Annotated in this window: 19 protein-coding genes; 12 read left to right on the top strand and 7 right to left on the bottom strand. The window is 45.8% G+C overall.

Features of this window, described 5'->3' with window-relative positions:
- Nucleotides 1-29: 29 nt before the first annotated feature.
- From L5L97_RS00690 to rppH, 3 genes are read right to left on the bottom strand one after another with little or no spacing between them, the layout of a single operon-like run.
- A complete protein-coding gene (locus L5L97_RS00690) occupies nucleotides 30-830 on the bottom strand; it encodes a sulfite exporter TauE/SafE family protein (protein WP_113940671.1) in 801 nt (266 codons plus the stop codon).
- A gap of 59 nt (nucleotides 831-889) precedes the next feature.
- Complete coding sequence (gene ptsP, locus L5L97_RS00685) at nucleotides 890-3,124, bottom strand: phosphoenolpyruvate--protein phosphotransferase (RefSeq protein WP_263180806.1); 2,235 nt, start codon at nucleotides 3,122-3,124, stop codon at nucleotides 890-892.
- 23 nt (nucleotides 3,125-3,147) lie between these two features.
- Complete coding sequence (gene rppH / locus L5L97_RS00680) at nucleotides 3,148-3,672, bottom strand: RNA pyrophosphohydrolase (protein ID WP_006080762.1); 525 nt, start codon at nucleotides 3,670-3,672, stop codon at nucleotides 3,148-3,150.
- A 690-nt stretch (nucleotides 3,673-4,362) separates the two neighbouring features.
- On the opposite strand from rppH, the gene mutH reads away from it, so the two are divergent.
- Both mutH and L5L97_RS00670 read left to right on the top strand, forming a co-directional pair.
- Nucleotides 4,363-5,034: a DNA mismatch repair endonuclease MutH gene (mutH, locus tag L5L97_RS00675; RefSeq protein WP_131523041.1), complete on the top strand. Its 672-nt coding sequence runs from the start codon at nucleotides 4,363-4,365 to the stop codon at nucleotides 5,032-5,034.
- 122 nt (nucleotides 5,035-5,156) lie between these two features.
- Nucleotides 5,157-6,224, top strand: a complete 1,068-nt coding sequence (locus L5L97_RS00670; protein ID WP_105249866.1) for an adenylate/guanylate cyclase domain-containing protein — start codon at nucleotides 5,157-5,159, stop codon at nucleotides 6,222-6,224.
- A gap of 55 nt (nucleotides 6,225-6,279) precedes the next feature.
- On the opposite strand, the gene oxyR is transcribed toward L5L97_RS00670, so the two are convergent.
- From oxyR to L5L97_RS00655, 3 genes are all read right to left on the bottom strand, one after another.
- On the bottom strand, nucleotides 6,280-7,191 hold the full coding sequence (gene oxyR, locus L5L97_RS00665; RefSeq protein ID WP_028760839.1) for a hydrogen peroxide-inducible genes transcriptional activator OxyR: 912 nt from the start codon (nucleotides 7,189-7,191) through the stop codon (nucleotides 6,280-6,282).
- A 282-nt stretch (nucleotides 7,192-7,473) separates the two neighbouring features.
- Entirely contained in the window at nucleotides 7,474-7,839 is a 366-nt protein-coding gene (locus L5L97_RS00660) for an Hpt domain-containing protein (RefSeq protein ID WP_028760840.1), read from the bottom strand.
- Between the two features lie 204 nt (nucleotides 7,840-8,043).
- Nucleotides 8,044-8,973, bottom strand: coding sequence for a TIGR01212 family radical SAM protein (locus L5L97_RS00655; protein ID WP_263146053.1), 930 nt, complete (start codon nucleotides 8,971-8,973; stop codon nucleotides 8,044-8,046).
- Between the two features lie 589 nt (nucleotides 8,974-9,562).
- Here L5L97_RS00655 and gltB point away from each other — a divergent pair.
- From gltB to L5L97_RS00615, 8 genes are all read left to right on the top strand, one after another.
- Nucleotides 9,563-14,011, top strand: a complete 4,449-nt coding sequence (gene gltB, locus L5L97_RS00650) for a glutamate synthase large subunit (RefSeq protein ID WP_263180805.1) — start codon at nucleotides 9,563-9,565, stop codon at nucleotides 14,009-14,011.
- A 6-nt stretch (nucleotides 14,012-14,017) separates the two neighbouring features.
- Complete coding sequence (locus L5L97_RS00645) at nucleotides 14,018-15,424, top strand: FAD-dependent oxidoreductase (protein WP_263180804.1); 1,407 nt, start codon at nucleotides 14,018-14,020, stop codon at nucleotides 15,422-15,424.
- A 321-nt stretch (nucleotides 15,425-15,745) separates the two neighbouring features.
- The gene (locus L5L97_RS00640) at nucleotides 15,746-16,456 is read left to right on the top strand and encodes a 5'-methylthioadenosine/adenosylhomocysteine nucleosidase (RefSeq protein ID WP_028760844.1); all 711 of its coding nucleotides are present in this window, start codon (nucleotides 15,746-15,748) and stop codon (nucleotides 16,454-16,456) included.
- Nucleotides 16,457-16,478: 22 nt separating this feature from the next.
- Entirely contained in the window at nucleotides 16,479-17,468 is a 990-nt protein-coding gene (locus tag L5L97_RS00635) for a cobalamin biosynthesis protein (RefSeq protein ID WP_263180803.1), read from the top strand.
- Between the two features lie 56 nt (nucleotides 17,469-17,524).
- Nucleotides 17,525-17,902 carry a DUF2721 domain-containing protein gene (locus tag L5L97_RS00630; RefSeq protein WP_012088590.1) on the top strand — a complete coding sequence of 126 codons (378 nt, stop codon included), beginning with the start codon at nucleotides 17,525-17,527 and terminating at the stop codon, nucleotides 17,900-17,902.
- The gene (locus L5L97_RS00625) at nucleotides 17,899-18,525 is read left to right on the top strand and encodes a trimeric intracellular cation channel family protein (protein ID WP_105249873.1); all 627 of its coding nucleotides are present in this window, start codon (nucleotides 17,899-17,901) and stop codon (nucleotides 18,523-18,525) included. Before L5L97_RS00630 ends, L5L97_RS00625 begins: the two co-directional genes overlap by 4 nt.
- Before the next feature lies 1 nt (nucleotide 18,526).
- Complete coding sequence (locus tag L5L97_RS00620) at nucleotides 18,527-19,018, top strand: nuclear transport factor 2 family protein (protein WP_028760847.1); 492 nt, start codon at nucleotides 18,527-18,529, stop codon at nucleotides 19,016-19,018.
- A 126-nt stretch (nucleotides 19,019-19,144) separates the two neighbouring features.
- On the top strand, nucleotides 19,145-19,573 hold the full coding sequence (locus L5L97_RS00615) for a hypothetical protein (protein WP_263180802.1): 429 nt from the start codon (nucleotides 19,145-19,147) through the stop codon (nucleotides 19,571-19,573).
- A 99-nt stretch (nucleotides 19,574-19,672) separates the two neighbouring features.
- Here the strand turns inward: L5L97_RS00615 and tyrS are convergent, their stop codons facing one another.
- Nucleotides 19,673-20,866: a tyrosine--tRNA ligase gene (gene tyrS / locus L5L97_RS00610; protein ID WP_263180801.1), complete on the bottom strand. Its 1,194-nt coding sequence runs from the start codon at nucleotides 20,864-20,866 to the stop codon at nucleotides 19,673-19,675.
- A 126-nt stretch (nucleotides 20,867-20,992) separates the two neighbouring features.
- Between tyrS and L5L97_RS00605 the strand changes: the two genes are divergently transcribed.
- Both L5L97_RS00605 and L5L97_RS00600 read left to right on the top strand, forming a co-directional pair.
- A complete protein-coding gene (locus L5L97_RS00605; RefSeq protein ID WP_219252987.1) occupies nucleotides 20,993-22,399 on the top strand; it encodes a peptidoglycan DD-metalloendopeptidase family protein in 1,407 nt (468 codons plus the stop codon).
- 20 nt (nucleotides 22,400-22,419) lie between these two features.
- A complete protein-coding gene (locus tag L5L97_RS00600; protein WP_212599972.1) occupies nucleotides 22,420-23,529 on the top strand; it encodes an anhydro-N-acetylmuramic acid kinase in 1,110 nt (369 codons plus the stop codon).
- The last annotated feature ends 118 nt before the right edge of the window (nucleotides 23,530-23,647 follow it).

The raw sequence follows: 23,647 nt of genomic DNA, 5'->3' as shown, positions 1-23,647 counted from the left end.
GCAGCCTAAAACAAAGATAAACATAAAAACTAGGTCAGAATTAACTTAAGGCCGACACATAGAAGTAACAATGCAAATATCTTTTTAAGTACAGGTGTTGGCCAAGTGCTCGCCGCTTTTACCCCCACAGGCGCCATCAAGACAGAAGTAATCACTAAACCAAACAATGCAGGTAAATAGATATAGCCTAAGGTACCATAGGGCAACTCAGGGGCATTCATTCCTGCAATAATATAGCCGAAACTGCCAGAAAGAGAGATTAAGAAGCCCATCGCAGCAGAAAAACCCACGGCTTGACGCATCTGTAAACCATAAAAAGTCAAAAATGGCACTATCAGTATACCGCCACCTATCCCGGTCAAACCTGCCAAAACCGCAACAAAAGCCGATACAACAAAAAGCACTACTGAATTAGGTAATTGACGATTTGATTCGGCCTTAACGGGATAAGCCATTTGAATTGTCATTAAAATCACAAAGATGGCAAAACCTTGTTGTAACTTATCAGCGGGAATACGCTCAGCAATAAAACCTGAAGCCAGCGCGCCTATAATAAGGCCCGGTAACATTGATTTGAATAAATTCCAAGGCACATTGCCACGCTTATGGTGGGCACGTGCCGACGAAATAGAGGTGAGAATAATGGCTGCTAGCGAAGTGGCAATTGCAATATGGGGGAGCTGAGTAGAGCTAATACCGACCGATGGCAAAATATAAAGCAGTGCCGGCACTACAATCAAGCCGCCACCGATACCTAATAATCCTGCCATAAAGCCGACAAATGCGCCTAAAGCCAAGCAAATAAAGAACACCAACAACAAACTATCCACACGAGTACCTACAGCGTGATAAATTGAGGGCCTTAGCTTAAAGCAAAACACAGCATTAGTTAATTAAGAATTGTTGCAAGACCCTGCTTGGTCAAATATTCTTTAACCAGCTCACGCACTTGGAAGCCGTTTGATAGGCTCAGCGCTTTAGCAAGTAATTGATCTAAATCAGCCCGCGCAACACGACGCAATAGATAATTGATCCGCGCTAAACTGCCCTGATTCATACTCAACTGATCGTATCCCATAGCCACCAGCAAAATGGCCCCCATAGGTTCGCCCGCGAGCTCTCCACAGATACTAATATCGAGTTTATGGTATCGACAATCGAGGTGCGCCTGATGCAAAGCCCGCAATATTCCAGGATGATAACTGTCAAATAACGAGCTCACCCGTGGGTTATTACGGTCAACAGCCAATAAATATTGGGTTAAATCATTACTACCAACAGAGACAAAATCCACTCGTTTTGCCACATCATCCAACTGATATAACATGGCTGGCACTTCGAGCATAATGCCTATGCGTGGCATCACTATGTCGCTGTTAACATCGTTTTTTAATTCAACATAGGCTTGTTGCAAATATTCTAAGGATTGATCGATTTCATCTAAGTTGCTGACCATAGGCAGCAAAATACTTAACTGTTTACCGTCTCCCCCAGCCTGTAGCATGGCCCGTAACTGCACCAAAAATAGCTCAGGATGATCCAGAGACAAGCGAATACCGCGCCATCCAAGGAAAGGATTGTCTTCTTTAATCGGGAAATACGGTAAAGGTTTATCGCCTCCCACATCTAAAGTACGCATCACCACAGGTCGACCGGACGCGGCCGATAAGACCTGTTGATAGACTTTGACTTGCTCAGATTCACTCGGGAAGCGCTGTTGCAACATAAAAGGAATTTCAGTGCGATAAAGCCCAATACCGTCGGCGCCCTCTGCAATTTCAGAGGCCACACCACTGAGTAATCCCGCATTGAGATACAAGCGAATACGTGAACCATCTAAGGTTACAGAAGGCAGCGCTAATTCTTGGGCATACTGGCGTTGCAAGGCTTTTTGTGCCGAAATCAGGCTACGATACTCACCGACAATAGCAGGTGATGGCGACACCAATAACTGACCACGGCTTGCGTTTACGACTAAAAGTTTTTGGTCAATATTGGCGGATAACAGTTGCTCTACACCTGTAATAGCAGGCACACCTAAGGCACGGGCTAAAATGGCGGCATGGGAGTTTACGCCACCAAGCTCAGTGACAATACCCGCAAGCTTTTGCCTTGGGAACTCAGCCAACATAGTCGCATCGGCTTCACGGGTAATGAGGATTACAGGTTTATCGGGCTCAAGCTCTAGACGTTCTGGCTCAATAAGTTGGCGCAATACTTTTTGACCTAAGTCGCGAATATCGCTAGCCCGCTCCTTAAGGTAAGGGTCTTCCATTGCTAAAAACTGTTGAATATAACGTAGAGACACTCGGCTCACCGCCGACTCAGCAGCCCAACCTAATTGCACTTCACGGGTATATTCGCCGCCTAAACTAGCATCATCGAGCAGTAACTGTAATGCATTGAAAATGGAGACAACTTCGTCATCTTGCTCGCGATCAAACCGTTGAGATAAGGCACCTATCGCTTCTTTACAACGCGCCATAGCCGTAGTTAAGCGACTCGATTCATAGGCAATATCGTCAGAACGCACCTCAGGCTGTTCAAGGGGGATTTCCCCACCAAGTACGAAGGCATACGCAATGGCGATACCGTTTGACGCTGAAGTACCTTGAAACAGAATTTGTTGATGATGGGAGCTGACTTGTGCTTTTTGTTTTAACCCACGCACTGCCATCGCTAATTGGGCGGCGAGGGTCATCAGGAAGGCTTCTTCGCCCTCACTGAATTGACGAGCACTCGCCTGCTGTACCACTATCACCCCAACCACAGCCTTCTGGTAGATAATAGGTACAGCTAAAAAAGCGCGGTATTCTTCTTCGGCGACTTCAGGAAAAAGCTTAAACCTTGGATGAAGCCGAGCATCCGCTAAATTAACGGCCTCTTCTCGCTGGGCAGCGAGTCCAACTAAACCTTCAGTCAGCGGCATACGTACTCGACCAACGGCGCTTTTTTCAAGACCATCGGTTGCAGATAACACGAGTTCTTGCTCTTCTAGGATATAGATGGAGCAACATTGGGTTTCCATCGCCGCTTTAGTCGATGAAACTAAGATTTCTAATGCGGTTTCCAAACTGTGGGCAGATGCCACAGCCTGAGTAATATCCCTAAGCGTATTTAACACTGTTTTCAATCCTCTTTTGAAAATCAGCCCGTTGTTTTTTGTCTTCCCCGTTTCCTAGGTATTTCTAGGGTTTGGAATGACAATGCCGTTACCGCAAACTCTTTCATCACCTTACGATAAACATCACGCTTAAATGACACCACTTGCCGCACAGGATACCAATAACTTACCCAGCGCCAATCGTCAAATTCAGGATGTCCAGAAGAACTCAAATTAATCGCACTATCTTGGCTTTTCAGTTGTAACAGAAACCACTTTTGTTTTTGCCCGATACACACAGGTTTACTGTCTTGCCTCACTAAACGCTTTGGCAAACGATAGCGCAACCAAGAACGGGTCGAGGTTAATATATGCACGTGTTCAGGTCTTAGGCCCACTTCTTCATACAACTCACGGTACATAGCCTCTTCTGCTGTCTCGCCATCATCGACGCCACCTTGAGGAAATTGCCATGAGTGTTGACCGAAACGTCTAGCCCACATGACTTGGCCATATCTGTTACAAATTATAATGCCCACATTTGCGCGAAAGCCGTCGCTATCAATCACATGGACTCCAAATCACATTAAATTTTAATAAACTGATTGTTTCATAAAGCTAGTCTCTCAGCAAACCTCTATTTTATCCTAAGCTTTGGATAACATCTGACTTAAAAGACATTTATCAACAATGCTAGGGGATGGAATCCGGGGATATCCACATTTTCTGTGGATATCTCTGTTTGAAACTCAGGTGAACTTGTTATAACGTTCAAAAAACATCTATTTACCATCGTTTTTAAAATTTAGAGTTAAAACTTAATGGCAAACAAATTCATAAACTTGCACGTTAATCACGATTTATTTTAGACTAAAAAACCAATAAAGCTCATTATTTGACCAGCAAGAAGTATTTATATCATTCTCGCGATATTACTCAACTTTATACACAAATAGTGTCCACAACTGTCCACAAAAGCCAGAATAAATGCACTTTATTCGCATTGACTTAGGATTTTTATTAGGTTAAGAGGCTCACTTTACTGAGTTATCCATAATATCTGTGGATAAGTATGTGGGGAACGCAAGGGAAAGCAGAGAGTAACTTTGAACACTTTTTTGCAAAACGGGGGTTAACACGGATATAAAATTTAAAATCAGTCACTTAGAATAAAAACATTCGGTACAAGTTAATCCACCCTGTAGGGCTCATTTTTTAACCACCATTGCTAAGCGGTTATTTTTAAGTAAAATCCAGCCATGAATCGAATTATCCCCCCTGAAAATCTATCTGAACTACTCGAACGTGCCAACATGATGGCGGGCGTGAGTTTGGCGCAGATAGCCAGCCAAAGAAGCATTCGTGTCCCCAAGGATCTTAAACGCGATAAAGGTTGGGTCGGTCAACTAATCGAAATGGAATTAGGCGCAACGGCGGGTTCTAAACCTGAGCAAGATTTTCTACATTTAGGGGTCGAGCTAAAAACTATCCCCATTGATACACAGGGGCGACCGCTGGAGACCACATATGTCTGCGTGGCGCCGCTATCGAATATCCAAGGATTAACCTGGCAAAACAGCTTAGTCTGCCATAAGTTACAGCGAGTACTTTGGGTACCCGTTGAAGGAGAGAGGCATATTCCTGTGGGTGAGCGCCGTATAGGTACGCCAATATTGTGGGAACCGGATCCGCACGAGTTGCAATTACTGCAACAGGATTGGGAAGAGATCATGGAGCTTATCGCCCTCGGAAAAGTAGAGAGGCTTACAGCGCGCCACGGCGAAGTGCTGCAATTGCGCCCTAAGGCCGCTAATAGTAAGGCGTTAACACAAAGCATTGCCGAAGATGGTAGCCTCAAAATGACCAACCCTAGGGGCTTTTATTTAAAGACCAGTTTCACTGCTATGATACTTAATAAGGTATTTGGTTAATTTTTAGTAACGATATGGACTTGGATTGATCCAGATCACAAATTTCACTGGCACTAAGGTGACTCTTTTCTATAAACTACGGCATCCTGAAATCACAGCCGTATTCGGATACCAATCAAGCAGTGAGAGCACGTAGACAAGCGAAAAAACTCCTTTTTGCGATTTTAGCTTGGGCGATTGCCATGGCTGCATTCGTGTTTTTTCGATATGCCCAATCACCAGAGCTGCCCCAATGGGCGGTAAGTTCGGCTGATCTCGCAACACTTGCTATCTACATGGGGATTATTTTCGGCAGCTTACATTGGATGTCGAACGTCATTGCCGATTTCAGTGCAATCAATCGCCTCCCCTATGTGTTTTCAGTCATCTTTAAGGGCTTGTTTTTATTACTGGGTGCTACGACGTTAGCTTACATGACTCAGTTTTTAAATATGTGGGCCATCGAAAATCACATGTCGACCCTCAGACAAATGCTGACGGCGCACATTCTCTATAGTCCTTCATTCCAAGCATTGATCGTATATTTGGTCGTTGTACGAGTCAGCTTAGCTTTTGTCGAGCAAATGGCATTATTAGTCGGGCCGCGTATTTTACTCAACATAGGCCTTGGTAAATACCACAAGCCAAGATATGAGCAGCGCTTATTCCTCTATTTAGATATGGTCGCCTCAACCACACATGCCGAATCACTTGGCGATTACCGCTTTAGTCGATTGATCCAAGACAGCTTTAGTTTACTTTCAGATACAGTGTCCAATAACGAAGCTGAAATCTACCGCTATATGGGAGATGCAGTGCTGCTTCACTGGCCATTAGAAGAAGGGATAGTTCACGACCGCTGCATGAATATCTATTTTGAATTTAGCCAACAACTGAACTGGCAACGCCGCTACTTTGAAGAGCATTATGGCTTTGTGCCGAAATTTAAAGCGGCGGCCCATTGTGGACAAGTCGTCGCTGCAGTTGTTGGTGTACAGAAACAAGAAATTAGTTTCTTTAGTGACGTGCTCAATACCTTAGCAAGACTGCAAGATCAATGTAATCCACTAGGACAGCGCATGTTGATTTCGGGCGCACTCGCGGGACGTTTAGATAACCCCAACACTCAGTATCACCTATCAAATCTAGGCCCAGTCAAACTCAAAGGGAAACAACACTCGATTGAAGTGTTTGGCGTTTCCCCGCTCTGATTTGTAATCGACTTTAAGCTTTAGCTTGAATTAATGCTTTGCAGTTACAGTCAGTTTATTCCTCGTCCTTAGCTAATAATTTTTGGATCATTAAACCTAAAGTGCGGAAAGTTAAGATCCGACTGGTGGTTTGACGCCAGACAAGGCCGATATCACGGTAAGGTGCCTCACCCGGTGGCGTCATCACCACTAAATCTGTGTCATTCAAAATACCCGCGTCAATGGCCATTTGCGGAAGAAACGTGGTGCCCAGTTTACTGTTCACCATCTGCACTAAAGTATGCAAACTGGTGGCGGCAAACGGATTGACTTTCGCACTATCACCTAGCTGACATGCAGTAATAGCATGGCCTGTGATGCAGTGCTCACTTTGCAGAAGAAAAATACTCTCGTCCGGCAGAGTTTGATAATCAATAGGTTGATGTATGCCACCCGCTAAATCTTTGTGGGCCACCATTTTGAAAGGATCTATGCCCACTTTCATGCTGTGGTAACCGCTAGTATCAACGGGTAGCGCTAGGATCAATAAGTCCAGCTCTCCTTTCCCCAAAGCATCTAGCAAACGCTCAGTGGTATCTTCCTTCAATAATAAACTCATCGCCGGATAAGATTGCTGACACTGGCGGATCACACGACTCAATAGAAAGGGCGCAATAGTGGGAATACAGCCTAAGCGAATATCCCCCGTCATCGGCTCGCCTTGGTTTTTCACTAATTCCACCAAATCATCCACATCAGTGAGAATTTTACGGGCGCGCTGCACCACTTCTTCACCAATGGCGGTAAACATAAATGACTTATGGTCTCGCTCAATCAACTGATGCCCTAACTGCTCTTCTAGGTTTTGGATCCCACTTGAAAGCGTTGATTGACTGACAAAACACACCTTAGCGGCGCGGTTAAAATTCTGCTCTTGATGGAGATTCACCAAATAGAATAAGTTTTTTAAGCTAGGTAAACTTTTCATTTTCTCGATTGCCATTAAGGTTATGAATTAAGAAATTAAATCTACTTTAGCATAAGTGATGAGCAATAACGCGGCATAAGATATCAGGATTGTGACCCGAATCGATATTCAATCGGTTCGCCGTAAAACTTAAGTGAGAGTATCAAAATAAGATGGGAAAAGCGCTAACAAGAAAATGTCGAAAACAACAAACTTAATCGTAAAACCAATGCAAGATTCACTCAATTGAGCGCAACAATAGACATTATTGCTGCGCCTTAACGTACCTTAGCAAATAATATTTTATGCTTTGGCTTGGAGGAATAACTTTAACTGTTGTAAATCTGCACTCGCGTGTTCAACGATGTCAGCAACCCAAGAGCCATGTTCAGCATCCCATCTTGCTTCTTCGCCATGCTGTAATAATTGGGCGATTTGCTGAATACGTTTTAACCCCACAGAACCTGCAGCACCTTTAAATTTATGTGCTTCTGAACATAAGGTATCTTTGTCTGCTGCGTCGTTAGCTTTCACTAGATTTCCAACATATTCAGGCATTAACTGCTCAAATAACACCACACTCTTGAGTAAGGTACCGGCACCAATGGCGCTGCAGTACTGTTCGAGAGTATTGAGATCTAGGATTGCTTCTAATTCAACTGTGGCCATAAGGCCTCCCTTAAGTGGTTCAATGCTTAAAACGAATTTATCACATGATACCCACTAAAATTGTCAGTGCAACTTATAGCGATATTCATGGTCTAATTCAGATTAAAATTAACAAAAAACAAACTAATAGTCGTAAATAAACGCTTACGACATAATAGCGACGACATAACATTTAGGGAGTAAATTTATCCCACTAACTTGCCTCTATCGTTGCGCTAATGCGTGCCCTTGTCCACCATAAAGCTGCAAATTATCCACAATCGCCACCAATCCATCCCAACGATAGACACACCAATCGGGTGCTAATAGCATAGGTTTTTTCGCATAAGCGGTGACACGGTGAAAAATCACTTCCGCGGGAGTATGGCGGATCATCTCGCCGACACTGTGAGCATAATCCTCAAGACTCAATAAAGGTAAGCGCCCACTTCGCCACGACTTAGCCATAGTACTACCTTCGACGATATGCAAAGGATGTAGCTTCAAGCCATCAACGCCCTGCTGCAATACAGCAGCTAAAGTCGCCATATAATCGCTATGGGTTTCATCGGGTAAGCCAAGAATGAGATGAGTGCACACCTTAAGACCGCGAGCTCTCGCCCTCGACACAGTGTCACAATAACAGGCGAAATCATGGCCACGGTTAATTCTACGCAGTGTTTCATCTTTGGCTGTTTGCAACCCGAGCTCTAACCACACATCGACACCATTTTCCTGATAGCGCGCCAGTAAATCCAGTACATTATTCGGCACACAATCGGGGCGAGTTCCAACACATAAACCGACTATCTCACCATCTTTAACCGCTTCATCGTACTTAGCCATTAACACTTGATATTCATCGTAAGTGCTAGTGTAGGCTTGAAAATAAGCAATAAATTTATCGGCTTGTGCCTGAGGCTTCGCCTCACGATAGCGGCTCTTACCCTGTTCGAGTTGCTCAGTAATACTCAATACATCGGCAGTTTGATGGCTAAATGACGCCACATTACAGAAAGTACAACCTCCACGCCCTAAAGTGCCGTCACGGTTAGGGCAAGTAAACTTGGCATCTATAGTGAGTTTTCGCAGTCGGGTGCCATATCGCGCCTTACAAACGGCACCAAAGGTGTTCACATATGCATCAAGCCCCATCAGAGCACCCACCAAATTTCATATCGCTTCATTGAGAATAACCAAGATAAAATCACAAATAGAAAAGAAAATACGTGAACAAATAGAAGAAAAAGCTTAGTGTAAATAAGGTAGCGAGAGTTTTCTTGGCGCTACATCAAATTCCCGCCTGACTCATACCGTTATTATCATAAATGTGCGCACCCTCAAATTAGCCAGCTTACCGCTGAGATCTTGCTCACATCAAAAAATGAATAACAATTCAACAATTTTAATTTTTTATCTATTTACTGTGTTTGCAATAAAAATCACTATTTCTAAATCAAAAACAATCCCATCAGCATGTTACACCTTGGTAAATTTTGAGTTTGATAGTTTTTAAAATTCTTTTTATTCATAATGTTATACAACACATTTTACTGTTGACGTTAACGTAAGGCAATTGTGATTTGTGTATGAAACATGAATTAATACCCATGTTTTATGCAAATTTTTGGTTTGACCTTTATTGAATCTCAGGCTAATTTGGGTGGTTCGGGTGCATATCTATAGAAAGTCTTTACATTTTCTCCCCGAGTAGTAATCAGTTGAGGTCTAGGGAGGTTTTTGTATGAGCTTATATCATCCCAGTTTTGAGCGGGACAATTGTGGTTTTGGGTTGATAGCACAGATGGATGGCGAAGCCAGCCACCGTATAGTGCGCACGGCAATCCATGGTCTAGATCGCATGAAGCACCGCGGGGGCATTGCCTCCGACGGTCGCACTGGCGACGGCTGCGGTTTATTAATGCAATTACCCGTGCAATTTTTTGAAGCGATTGCTGCGGAAAATGATTGGCATTTGAGCCGAAAATTTGCCGTAGGTATGCTGTTTTTAAGTCAAGACGATGAACTAGCTGACCAAGCCAAGTTTATTCTTGAGCGCGAACTCGAGCGTGAAACCTTAAGTATTGCAGGCTGGCGCAAGGTGCCTGTCAATCCCGATGTGTTAGGTGAAATTGGCAAGGCTAGTCTGCCACAAATCTATCAAGTGCTGATCAACGCCCCCATTGGCTGGCGTGAGAAAGACTTGGAACGCCGCCTTTATATGGCGCGTCGCCGCTTAGAGCAGCAGATCACCGACGACAAAGACTTCTATGTCGCGAGTTTGTCTGGCCAAGTTATCGTCTATAAAGGTCTGATGATGCCTGTAGACTTGCCCGCGTTTTATCCCGATCTCGCGGACATTCGCTTAAAAAGCTCTATCTGCCTATTCCATCAACGTTTCTCAACAAATACTTCTCCTAAATGGCCATTAGCTCAGCCGTTTAGATATTTAGCCCATAACGGCGAAATCAATACGATTACGGGTAACCGTCAATGGGCCCGCGCCCGTGCCTATAAGTTTAATTCGCCGCTACTGCCAGATTTGCAGCAGGCCGCTCCCTTTGTGAATGAAACAGGCTCAGACTCTTCATCTTTAGATAATATGCTGGAAATGCTGTTATCTGGTGGCATGGACTTATACCGTGCCATGCGTCTATTGATCCCGCCTGCTTGGCAAAGTAATCCGGAAATGGATGACGAATTAAAAGCCTTCTACGACTTTAACTCTATGCACATGGAGCCTTGGGATGGTCCGGCAGGTATTGTGATGACAAACGGTCGCCATGCCGCCTGCGCTGTTGACCGAAATGGTCTGCGTCCATCGCGTTATGTGATCACAAAAGATCGTATTTTGACCTTAGCCTCCGAAGTGGGTATTTGGGATTACGCCGCCGATGAAGTGATTGAAAAAGGCCGTGTTGGGCCTGGCGAATTGCTGGTATTAGATACCTTGAACGGCCGCCTGTACCAATCTTTTGAAATTGATAACGATCTTAAACGCCGCCACCCTTACAAAGAGTGGATGGCGAAAAACAGCCGTACTTTAACGCCAGCGGAAGATTTAGCCTCTGAGCAGCACGGTGCCAGCGAGTTAAGCCCTGAACTATTGTTGCAATACCAAAAACAATTTGGCTATACCCGTGAGGAATTAGAACAAGTTATTTGGGTATTGGCGAAGCAAGGTGAAGAAGCCACAGGTTCTATGGGCGACGACACACCTATGGCGGTATTGTCGAAAAAGTCACGTTCACTGTATGACTATTTTAGGCAGAAATTTGCTCAAGTAACGAATCCCCCCATAGATCCATTACGTGAAAAGCACGTCATGTCATTGACCACTTGTATTGGCCGTGAACAGAACCTCTTCAATGAAACGACTGGGCATGCTTACCGGGTAATGTTCAATTCACCTATTTTATTATTCAGTGATTTTAACCAGTTACTGGGATTAGATAGCACTTACTATCGCGCCAATATTGTCGATTTAAATTACGAACCACAGGAAGGCTTAGAAAATGCCATTCGCCGTATCACAGCCGAAGCCGAGCGTTTAGCCCGCAGCGGCACGACTTTGTTGATCCTTTCGGATAGAGCCATAGGTAAAACGGCGCAAGTGATCCCCGCGGCCATGGCGGTCGGTTCTGTGCAGCAAATGCTGGTAAATAAGAGCCTGCGCTGCGACACCAATATCATAGTTGAAACCGCATCGGCGCGAGATCCGCATCACTTTGCCGTATTGCTTGGCTTTGGTGCCACGGCGATTTATCCGTATTTAGTGTATGAGTCAATTTCCGAACTGGCGAAACGCCATGACTTAACCGATACCACGGCATTGATGTTGAACTTCCGCTACGGCATCGAAAAAGGCTTGCGTAAGATCATGTCCAAAATGGGCATCAGCACTGTCGGCTCTTATCGTTGCAGCCAACAATTTGAAGCAATAGGCATTGCCAGCGAAGTGATTGAACTGTGTTTTAAAGGCGTAATTAGCCGCATCGAGGGCGCAGGCTTTGCAGACATCGCCCAAGACCAAGCGATTCTGCACAAAGCTGCCTACCGTGCCCATGTGCCATTACCGCAAGGTGGCCTGCTGAAATACGTTGAGGGCGGCGAGTATCACTGTTTCAACCCTGATGTGGTCAACACCTTGCAAGCATCATTGATTGACAAAGACTTCGCGAGCTATAAAAAATTCACCGAACTCGTCGACAATCGTCCCGTGGCCACACTGCGTGACTTAATCGGTATTAAGGGCGCACAAACATCGATTAATGTCGCCGATGTAGAAGCGGCATCAAATCTATATTCACGTTTTGACAGTGCCGCCATGAGCATCGGCGCCTTGAGCCCTGAAGCTCATGAAGCGCTTGCTATTGCGATGAACCGCTTAGGTGGCCGCTCGAACTCAGGTGAAGGTGGTGAGGATGCACGCCGCTTTAATACTGAACGCAACTCTGCGATTAAACAGATTGCCTCGGCACGCTTTGGTGTCACGGCGCATTATTTAGTTAATGCCGATGTGTTGCAGATTAAAGTCGCCCAAGGGGCAAAACCCGGTGAAGGTGGTCAGTTACCCGGCCATAAAGTGAGTGTTGAAATCGCCGGACTGCGTCATGCACGTCCTGGTGTGACCTTGATTTCACCGCCGCCGCACCACGATATTTACTCTATCGAAGATTTAGCCCAGCTGATTTTCGACTTGAAGCAAATCAATACTAAAGCGCTGATTTCAGTGAAACTTGTGTCAGAACCCGGTGTGGGCACTATCGCCACCGGCGTGGCCAAAGCCTATGCGGACATGATCACGATTTCAGGGTATGACGGCGGCACAGGTGCTAGCCCAATTACCTCAGTGAAATATGCGGGCAGTCCATGGGAGCTAGGGTTAGCCGAAGTGCATCAATCGCTAGTGGAAAATGGTCTACGTCATAAAATTCGCCTGCAGGTCGATGGCGGCTTAAAAACCGGTACCGATGTGATTAAAGCCGCGTTATTAGGCGCCGAAAGCTTTGGTTTTGGTACTGTGCCTATGATCGCCCTAGGTTGTAAATACCTGCGTATTTGCCACTTGAACAACTGTGCGACTGGCGTAGCAACGCAAGATAAAAACCTGCGTGACAACCATTACCATGGTCTGCCAGAGCGAGTGATGACTTACTTTGAGTTTGTTGCACAGGAAGTTCGTGAATGGATGGCGACCTTAGGGGTGAGCAAGTTTGAAGACTTAGTCGGTCGCAGCGAATGGTTATATGCCCTCGAAGGCCAAACCGCGAAGCAACAAGGCTTAGATCTGTCACCGATTTTGTATCAACCCAAAGTGCCTGCAACCTCGTCACGCACTTGGCAAGAAACCAATCCACCGGCCGATTTAGGACTGCTTAACCAGCATTTATTAAACGAATGCCAAAGCGCCGTCGATAAGGGCGAGAGTTTCGATGCAGCTTACAGCATCAACAACACAGACCGTTCCGTTGGCGCGACGTTGTCAGGCTATATCGCGAGCACACTCGGCGTCAAAGGCACCAAAGCGCCGGTCAAACTGAGCTTTAACGGCAGTGCCGGCCAAAGCTTTGGCGTATGGAACAGCCCAGGCCTTGAGTTAAAACTCTGTGGCGATGCCAACGACTATGTGGGTAAAGGGATGTCTGGCGGTAAGATTGTGATTTATCCACCACTGGGTAGTCCATTCCAAAGCGAGCGCAGCGCCATTGTCGGGAACACGTGCCTTTACGGCGCGACAGGCGGCAAGTTCTTCGCCGCGGGTCAAGCGGGCGAGCGTTTTGCAGTACGTAACTCAGGGGCGATTGCTGTGGTCGAAGGGCTTGGCGATAATGGCTGCGAATACATGACTAGCGGTATCGTGGTTGTCCTTGGTAAAACCGGGGTGAACTTCGGCGCGGGTATGACAGGCGGCTTTGCCTATGTGTTCGACCAATTTGGCCGCTTCAATCGCCGTGTGAATACTGAACTTGTCGACACTCAAAAACTGGAATCACCGATCCATCAACAACATTTAAAAGGCTTAATTGAAGCCCACGTGGCCGAAACGGGCAGCGAACATGCCAAGATGATCTTAAGTGATTTTGGTAACTGGTTAGATTGCTTCGTATTAGTGAAACCTAAAAATATTGCCGTGGCCGATCTGCTCAAACTCGAGCAATCGAGCCCAGAATTAGTTGTAAAAGCGGGGTAATGGCGCATGAGTAACGATTTTCAATTTATTGAAGTGGGTCGTAAAGACCCCGCTAAACACCCTGCAGCTAAACGTGCGACTCAGTTTATTGAGATTTATCAGCCTTTTGCTCAGCCTCAAGTAGCTGAGCAAGCGGACCGCTGTTTAGATTGCGGCAATCCTTATTGTGAGTGGAAATGCCCGCTACACAATTATATTCCTAACTGGCTCAAGCTAGCGGAACAAGGCCGCATCATGGAAGCGGCAGATTTAGTGCATGAGACCAACACTCTGCCCGAAATCTGCGGCCGTGTTTGTCCACAGGACAGACTCTGTGAAGGTGCTTGTACTCTGAACGACGACTTTGGCGCTGTCACTATCGGTAATGTCGAAAAATACATTACCGATACCGCTATCGCCCAAGGCTGGCGCCCCGATATGAGCAAGGTCACGCCACGCCCTGAACGAGTGGCGATTGTCGGCGCCGGTCCTGCGGGTTTAGGCTGCGCGGATATTCTGTCTCGCAACGGTGTTAAAGCTGTGGTCTTTGATAAATATCCACAAATTGGTGGGCTACTCACCTACGGTATTCCGTCTTTTAAACTCGACAAAGCCGTTATGGCGACCCGTCGCAATGTATTAGAAGGCATGGGCATTGAGTTCAAACTCGGGGTCACTGTAGGTAAGGATATCCCATTTACTCAACTGCTCGAAGAATACGATGCCGTCTTCCTCGGTATGGGCACTTATACTGCCATGAAAGCGGGTCTTGAGGGTGAAGATGCCCAAGGCGTATACCAAGCCCTGCCCTATTTGATTGGTAACACCCATCATTTAATGGGCACTCAAGATGCGCAAACGCCCTACCTGAACCTTGAAGGTAAACGTGTGGTGGTATTAGGCGGTGGTGATACTGCGATGGATTGCGTGCGCACAGCCGTCAGACAAGGTGCCAGCAGCGTAGTCTGTGCTTACCGCCGAGACGAGGCCAACATGCCAGGTTCACGCCGCGAAGTGCAAAATGCGCGCGAGGAAGGGGTTAACTTCCTGTTTAACCGTCAACCTGTGGCGATTAAAACCCAAGATGGCAAAGTGATCGGCATTGAATGCGTCGAAACTGCCATGGGCAAGGCCGATGCAAGCGGTCGTCAACGCGCTGAAGCGATTGCAGGTAGCGAGCAGTTGCTCGAAGCCGATACCATTATTATCGCCTTTGGTTTTCAACCAAGCCCTGCACCTTGGTTTGCCGAACACGGTATCGAGCTCGATCAATGGGGCCGAGTCAAAGCAAATAAGTTAGATGAAAACCCATTCCAAACTACCAACCCGAAAGTGTTTGCCGGAGGTGATATGGTGCGCGGTTCTGACTTAGTCGTGACAGCCATTGCCGAAGGTCGCGATGCCGCCCAAGGTATTCTTAATTACTTAGACTAAGTGCTATAGATTCAGTACCAATGTGTTTGTTTTATCGGTAAAAAACATTTTACCCTTGTCATTTTAACAAGCACTCTAATGGCTGGACTCGTGCAAACGAGTTCAGTCATTGGCTTGTGGCTTATCGCAATCGGTTGATGGATAAAATAGATAGATAAAGCGCGCATCTTAGGGGCGCACTTTTCCGTTAACCCTCCCGCGTTTTACCCCGCGATTATCAAGCAATCCCAATCTCGCCATAACGACTGCATAAAACTGTGTGGTATATTAGCCAGCATTACCGTGTCCCACTCTTTAAGTGTTGAATCAAAAAGGTCTCCCATGAAAATTGGAATTATTGGCGCAATGGAGCCAGAAGTCGCTCACCTGATCGCCGCCATGACAAATGCGACATCGCAAACCATTGCTGGTATTGAATTTATTGCTGGTACTCTCGCGGGTAAAGACGTAGTAGTGACTCGCTCAGGCATAGGTAAAGTCGCCGCAAGTATTGCGACCACGCTACTCATCGAAAAATATGCGCCGGATGCGGTGATCAACACTGGTTCTGCCGGTGGTTTTGTGGATTCGCTGGCCATTGGCGATATCGTGATTTCTTCTGAAGTACGTCATCATGATGTGGATGTCACCGCCTTTGGTTATGAAATTGGCCAAATGGCACAGCAACCTGCTGCGTTTATTCCTGCCGCACATTTAGTTGAAGCCGCCAACAAAGCGATTGCTCAACTGGGTGAAGTCAAAGCGATTGAAGGTTTGATTTGTACTGGCGACAGCTTTATTTGCGATCCTGTTCGCACCCAAGCCATGCTCAAAAACTTCCCGACTATGGCCGCCTGTGAGATGGAAGGCGCGGCAATCGCTCAAGTTTGTCATCAGTTTGGAGTGCCATTTGTGGTGATCCGCTCTTTATCGGATAACGCCAACAATGACTCGCCAGTGGATTTCGACTCTTATATTGTCAAAGCGGGTTATCACTCGGCTCTGATGGTGATGTTGCTGCTTGAGCAACTGAATCCTAGCGCAGTAAAATAATCACTTAAGTGGAAAGTACCGAATGCACACCTCTTTTTATCAACAACTTGTCGAGATAGATGGCGCTTTGTTTGAAGGCTTTTTGGTACTTTTTTTTGCTTTGTTATTGGCGCGGTTAGCGCCATTGCCACGGGAAATGCAGCCGCTTATTTGGTTTAGCCATTTAGCCAAGCAACTCGCAGCCAAAGTGAATCGCCCTGAACGATCTCCAAGCCAACAAGCCACAGCAGGCTTTTTAGCTATGTTGCTATTGCTGTTTCCATTTTGGGCCATTATCACCTTTTTACTCGAACTGGCTGCCTTTCCATGGTTTTTCGAATTTTTGGTGCTTTATCTGTGTTTAACCGATGCAGGGTTTAGCCAAGTTGCCGATGAAATCGCTAAGGCCTTAAAACGTGGAGATAATGCCAGCGCAAAAAAGCTTTTACAGCCTTGGGTGGTGCGCGATACCGATAGTTTGTCGGAAATCGGCCTAGCCAAAGCCACCATAGAAAAACTCGCCACTGCACCTATTTACGGCACAGCATCGACCATTTTCTTTTTCGCTATTGCTGGAGCACCGCTAGTGCTAGCAGTGCGCATGCTCAAACAACTCGAATTGAGCTGGCCGCCCATTCAACCAAAGTATCAACATTTCTGCAGTACTGTGAATCGTGTATCCATTATCTTGCTGGCGATTCCGGCTTGGTTGTGGAGCCTGTCGCTCGCCATTCAAGGCGGGCCTAAGGCGTTTGCAAAACTTTTTAGAGCCCCTAAAAATCATCACGCTATTCGAGGTTATGTTCTCAGTGTGAATCTCGTGGCCAGTATTTTGAGAATCGAGCTCGGTGGACCACAGAAGTTTGCTGGCGTGCGTATCAATGTGGATAAATTGTGCTACGGTCCGCAGCCAACCAGTGATGACATCACGCCTGCAATTAAGCTGACCTCACGTGCCTGTGCTATCTGGTTTAGCTTTATCATTATACTGCCCTTGTTATGGGCAAGTTTACGTTGGTTACAAAGCCTGTGATATGATGCCGCATTATCTCAACGTGAAGTTAAAGGCTGACCATCTTGCTCGAAAACATGCATGTTTCATTAACAACACCTGCGTTGTTATTTCCTGCTATCTCATTGTTATTATTAGCTTATACCAATCGTTTTTTTGCCTTAGCCGCATTAATCCGAAATTTAAGCAATGGTGAAAAACCCGTACATAAAGATCAAATTAAGAACCTGAGCCAGCGTATTACTATCATTCGTCGAATGCAGGAAGCAGGCGTGTCAAGCTTTGCCCTATGCGTACTGTGTATGATTTTTATCTATATCGGCTTTAATAAAACCGGCTCAGTGATTTTTGGCGCTAGCCTACTGCTCTTGCTCTATTCACTGATTTTATCTGTGATTGAAATCCGCATCTCTGTTGACGCATTAAATATCCATATCAAAGAGATGAGTAAATGAGCCAGTGGATCTACTTTTTTGATTTATGGGGTACCGCTGTATTTGCATTATCCGGCGCACTTGCCGCTGGACGCCATAGAATGGACCCCTTTGGCGTTATCGTGCTCGCCTCGGTTACCGCTGTCGGTGGTGGCAGTATTCGTGATGCCTTAATTGGTGCAACGCCAGTGTTCTGGATCCGCGACCCTAATTACATCATAGTGATCCTCGCGACCGTGCTCGTCTGTTTGCTATTAGTCCGTCGCCCTCGTAAGGTACCCGAGTATATTTTACCCGTTGCAGATGCCTTTGGATTGGCCCTCTTTACCGTGATAGGTGCTGAAAAGGCACTCAATATGGGCTTGAGTGGGATGATTGCCGTCGTAATGGGCTTGATCACAGGCGTGGGAGGAGGCATTATTCGAGACTTACTGTGTAGACAAGTTCCTATGGTCTTACGCACAGAAGTCTATGCCACAGCTTCGATCATAGGTGGTATCGGCTATACCGTGAGCTTAGCCTACGGTATGGGCGAAAAAATGGCGCTGTTTCTGGCGATGGCCAGTGCCCTATTAATCCGCTTAAGTGCCATCAAGTGGCATCTTTCATTACCGGCCTTTGATCTCAAGACCAAGAGGGAATAGTTTGCGAATATTGTGTTTTATTTTGTGCCTCATTTTTGTTCCAGCCCTCAATCCTGCAGCGGCACAAGCCAACTCAGGTGAAATGCCACAAGAACAGCAGTTAGCCGTAAAATATATGAATGCGCTAACTGAACACGACTATAAGACACTCCGAAAATTCTATAACCGCGAAAGCGTCTTCTTCGACAAAACCGCCAACCGTAAATACACTGGCGGCCGCTTCATCATCGACTTCCTTGAGCGCGCCCACGAGGGCGTGCTCGAGTACAACTTCAACATAGAACATATGTATAACGCAGGCTCTTTAGTAGTGATGATAGGTAACTATCATTTCAAGGGTCCAGGTGAACAATTTGGCAAACCGGGGAAAATCATCGATGTTGCGATACCTGGTGTGACAAGCCTTAAGATCGACATGCTCAATCGCAGAGTAACGGAACATGTCGACCTAATCGATTACCAGACCATGTCTGACCAATTAGCGATGCAGTAGTCACAAAATTTATCCGTCTTTGAAACTTGAGCCCTAAAAACGAGTCGAAACTAACAATGAGTCAATACCACTGCGTATTTCACCTTTGAAAAATTGACTGAGCCGTTTCGTTTCAATGAGGTTTGTATGAAGTTTTTTGGATTGATTGCCCTACTCGCCCTTAATGGCTTAATACTGGCCACCAAAGCACAGGCCTTACAGCCCATTATCGTTTCCTACGCCGTTCAGCCAGTAAGCCATTTTAATCAACAACTACGTACCGCTCAGGCACAACATCAGCCTTGGTCGGAAGATCCCAATAAAATCAGCAGCCAATATGCAGGCAACAAATTTACCTTAGTGCGAACTCAAACCAATAAAGACGGCATTTTAACCTATCAAGTGAGCGAGCTTTCCAAGCAGCATCCACAGATGCTGTTGATTATCTCACTGAAACAAAACGCTAAACTTTGGCAGGTAAGTTCGGCCCAATTGGCATGGAAATGCAGTGGTGGGCAACACTTTGGCACCGACAGATGTAATATCGCCGAGCATGAGGCCAGCACAGCGCCTTAATCTTGTATTGTCAAAAGATTCAAAAACAAAGAGCGCCCTAAGGCGCTCTTTTTGTTCGTTTAAACTTACTGTAGCGTAAACCTAACTAAACCAACGTCACTATACCAAAGTCACTTTGGCAAACTTACGTTTACCGACTTGGAATACAGCAACAGTACCCGCGAACAAAGTCATACGGCTATCTTCTAGCTTTTCGCCGTCCATCTTCACCGCGCCTTGCTTGATCATCCGCATCGCTTCTGAAGTCGATGACACTAAGTCAGCGTCTTTCAACAGATTGCCAATCGCAATACCTTCACCCGCAGCTAACTCAATTTCTTCGATATCATCGGGGATCATGCCCTTAGAACGATCGACAAAGGCTTGATGCGCACTTTCGGCAGACGCTGCATCGTGGAAACGTGTGATAATTTCCTTAGCTAAGGCGATTTTAGTGTCACGTGGGTTAGACCCATTCGCCACATCTTGCTTAAACTGTTCAATTTCAGCCAGTGGGCGGAATGACAGTAGTTCAAAGTAGCGCCACATCAAGTCATCCGAAATTGACATCAGCTTGCCAAACATTTCATTGGCAGGTTCGCTCACGCCAATATAGTTATGCGCCGATTTAGACATTTTCTTCACGCCGTCTAAACCTTCGAGCAGCGGCATCATGATCACAGCTTGTGGCTTTTGGCCTTCAGCTTTTTGCAGTTCACGGCCCATTAACAGGTTGAACTTTTGATCTGTACCACCCAGCTCAACATCGGCCTGTAGCGCAACTGAGTCATAGCCCTGAAGTAAAGGATACATAAACTCATGAATCGCAATCGACTGACCCGAGGCATAACGCTTCTTAAAGTCATCGCGCTCCATCATACGAGCCACAGTTTGCTTAGACGCGAGACGGATCATACCAGCAGCGCCCAATGGCTCTAACCAGCTTGAGTTGAATTCGATACGAGTCTTAGCAGGATCGAGGATCTTGTAAACCTGTTCTTTATAGGTTTCTGCGTTCGCTAAAACTTGTTCACGGGTGAGCGGCGGACGTGTGCTATTTTTACCACTTGGGTCCCCCACCATACCAGTAAAGTCACCAATCAAAAAAATGACTTCATGACCTAACTCTTGGAATAATCTTAATTTATTTAAGATTACTGTATGTCCAAGATGGATATCCGGAGCGGTAGGGTCAGCGCCTAACTTAATACGGAGTGGACGTCCTTCTTTGAGTTTTTCCAGCAGATCCGCTTCGAGTAAAATCTCATCGGTACCACGTCTAATTTCTGCTAATACTTGGTCTAAATCAGCCATCTCGGCAGGGACTCCTAAGGCCATGATCATAAAATGAAGAGACTTATGTTACTTGTTAGCCACCACAATTGAAAGTGTGTACACTAACGGGATTATTTAAGTCTCTGGTTATTGGTATCGGCGTCAATGGGAAAGGTTATAACGTTATTTAAATTGTTGCCTAAAAAGCATCAAATTCTCCTTAGCATTCTTTCAGTTATCACAATGATAACCATGCTTCTACCTTCTGAAGAAGCGCAAGCTTCAAGACAAACCACTAGCATTGATGACCAAGCTCAAATCAACACCCGTTATGATGTGCCCTTAGCTTTTCGCTCGCCTGAACGCCCTGAGTTGCCAGAAGGTCAAACAGATAATGCTCCGACAACGGCTGAACCGTTATCCTCACCCGATGCGCTCGCTGCAGCTGGAGCTAATAATCAAGCCGCAGGATCCCACGAAAGCGCTCTCCACAGAGATGTCGAACATTTTAACGTCAAAAATGGTGATACTTTAGCCGCGGTATTTGACCGCGCTGGCTTAACCAGCAAAGACGTTTATGAAATCACCCAGTTGCCTTTAGCCAAGCAAAACTTACTTAAGATAATGCCGGGCGAAGAAATTGTGATTTCAAAGGATGCAAACGGTAATTTGACTGAAGTGCGTTATCGGGTCGATGCTATTTCCACGCTAGTCATCACTAAAAGCCAAGAGCAATACAACGAAAAAATCTCCGAAAAGGATGTGGAAATCCGCAACCATTTCACCAGTGCCAAAATTAAGAGCAATTTCTGGAATGCCGCCGTGGATGCAGGCATGTCTGCTAACCAGATATTACAATTATCGACCGTATTCGGCTGGGATATCGACTTTGCCTTAGACTTACGCGAAGGCGACAGCTTTGCCATTATTTACGAGCAAGAATATGCCGATGGTGAATTTTTGCGTAATGGCAATATCTTAGCTGCAGAATTTGTTAACCAAGATGAGCGCTATACTGCCATTCGCTATACCGACGGTAACTACTATTCCGAAAATGGCACTAGTATGCGTAAAGCCTTCCTGCGCTCACCGGTCGATTTTAAGTATGTCAGCTCCAACTTTAACCCAAGACGTTTGCACCCAGTGACAGGCCAAGTCAAAGCCCATCGCGGTGTAGACTATGTCGCAGCCATTGGCACGCCCATTAAAGCTGCGGGTAGTGGACGCGTTATTGAGTCTGGTTATAATCAATTCAACGGTAACTATGTGTTTATCAAACATAACGATACCTATACCACCAAATATCTACACCTCACAAAACGTAATGTCAGCAAAGGCGCCAACGTTAAGCAAGGACAAATTATTGGTACTTTAGGTAAAACAGGCCGTGTCACTGGGGCTCATTTACATTACGAATTTATCGTCAATGGCGTACACCGCAACCCGAGAACGATTACGCTACCGAAATCCGAATCAATTGCGAGAAAAGAAAAAAATCAATTCGATGCACTTAGCAAGCAATTGATGACTACACTTTCGCAAAACAAGCAAACGCAATTGGCAATGCAATAACGACGGATGGATTCCTCCCAATGAAAAACGCTTATTATATTGGACTTATGTCAGGCACCAGCATGGACGGTGTCGATGCAGTATTGGTCGACTTTTCAGGCGCGCAGCCGCAGCTTATCGCCAGTCATACCGAAGCTATTCCGAGCCATTTACTCAAAGGTCTACAGCGCCTGTGCTTACCCAGCTCAGATGAAATTAACCGCCTCGGCCGTTTAGATCGAAATGTGGGTCAGCTGTTTGCCTTAGCAGTCAATAATCTGATGGCTAAATGTACTATTGCGAAAGAAGATATCATCGCCATTGGTAGCCATGGTCAAACTGTGCGCCATATGCCAAACCTCGAAGTGGGTTTTACCTTACAAATTGGCGATCCTAATACTATTGCGACCGAAACAGGCATAGATGTCATTGCCGATTTTCGTCGCAAAGATATTGCCCTTGGTGGGCAAGGCGCGCCCTTAGTACCCGCATTCCACCAGCAAACCTTTGCCCAAGTCGGTAAAAAACGTGTCATTCTCAATATTGGTGGTATTGCCAATATCACCTATCTGCCGGGCAATAGCGAAGAAGTCTTAGGCTTTGATACAGGACCAGGTAACACCTTAATTGATGCCTGGATGCAACAGGTTAAAAGTGAGCCCTTCGATAAAAATGGCGAATGGGCTGCATCCGGAAAAACTGATCAAAGCTTATTAACTCAGTTGCTTTCGCATCCGTATTTTTCCCTTGCTTACCCTAAAAGCACTGGTCGCGAACTGTTTAACCAAGCTTGGTTAGAGCAGCAATTATCGCCCTTTAATCATTTAGATGAAGAAGATATTCAATCAACTTTATTGGATTTAACCTGCCACAGCATAGCCCAAGACATTATAAAACTATCCAATGAAGGAGAATTATTCGTCTGTGGCGGCGGTGCATTTAATGGTCAACTGATGCAGCGTCTTGCAGCCTTATTACCAGGTTATAAGCTGGATACTACCTCGGCCCTTGGCGTCGATCCTAAGTGGGCAGAAGGCATCGCCTTTGCCTGGCTCGCCATGCGCAATCACTTAGGTTTACCCGCTAATCTCCCTGCAGTAACAGGCGCCTCCCGCGAAGCCGTACTCGGCGGACGATTTAGCGCAAAGTAATTGGCCTTCGCAAAATACTCAAGCGATAACCTAAACAAGAGCTTCTACATGAAGCTCTTGTTGTCTTTAAAAGACAAACTAATCTTTTCCCCCTCTTCCTGCCTAAATTTATCAAGAA

The sequence above is a fragment of the Shewanella sp. SM71 genome, assembly GCF_025653905.1.
GTDB classification, from domain to species: domain Bacteria; phylum Pseudomonadota; class Gammaproteobacteria; order Enterobacterales; family Shewanellaceae; genus Shewanella; species Shewanella oncorhynchi.
The sequence above is the reverse complement of the archived record's forward strand: the minus strand, read 5'-3'. Positions and strand labels throughout refer to the sequence as shown.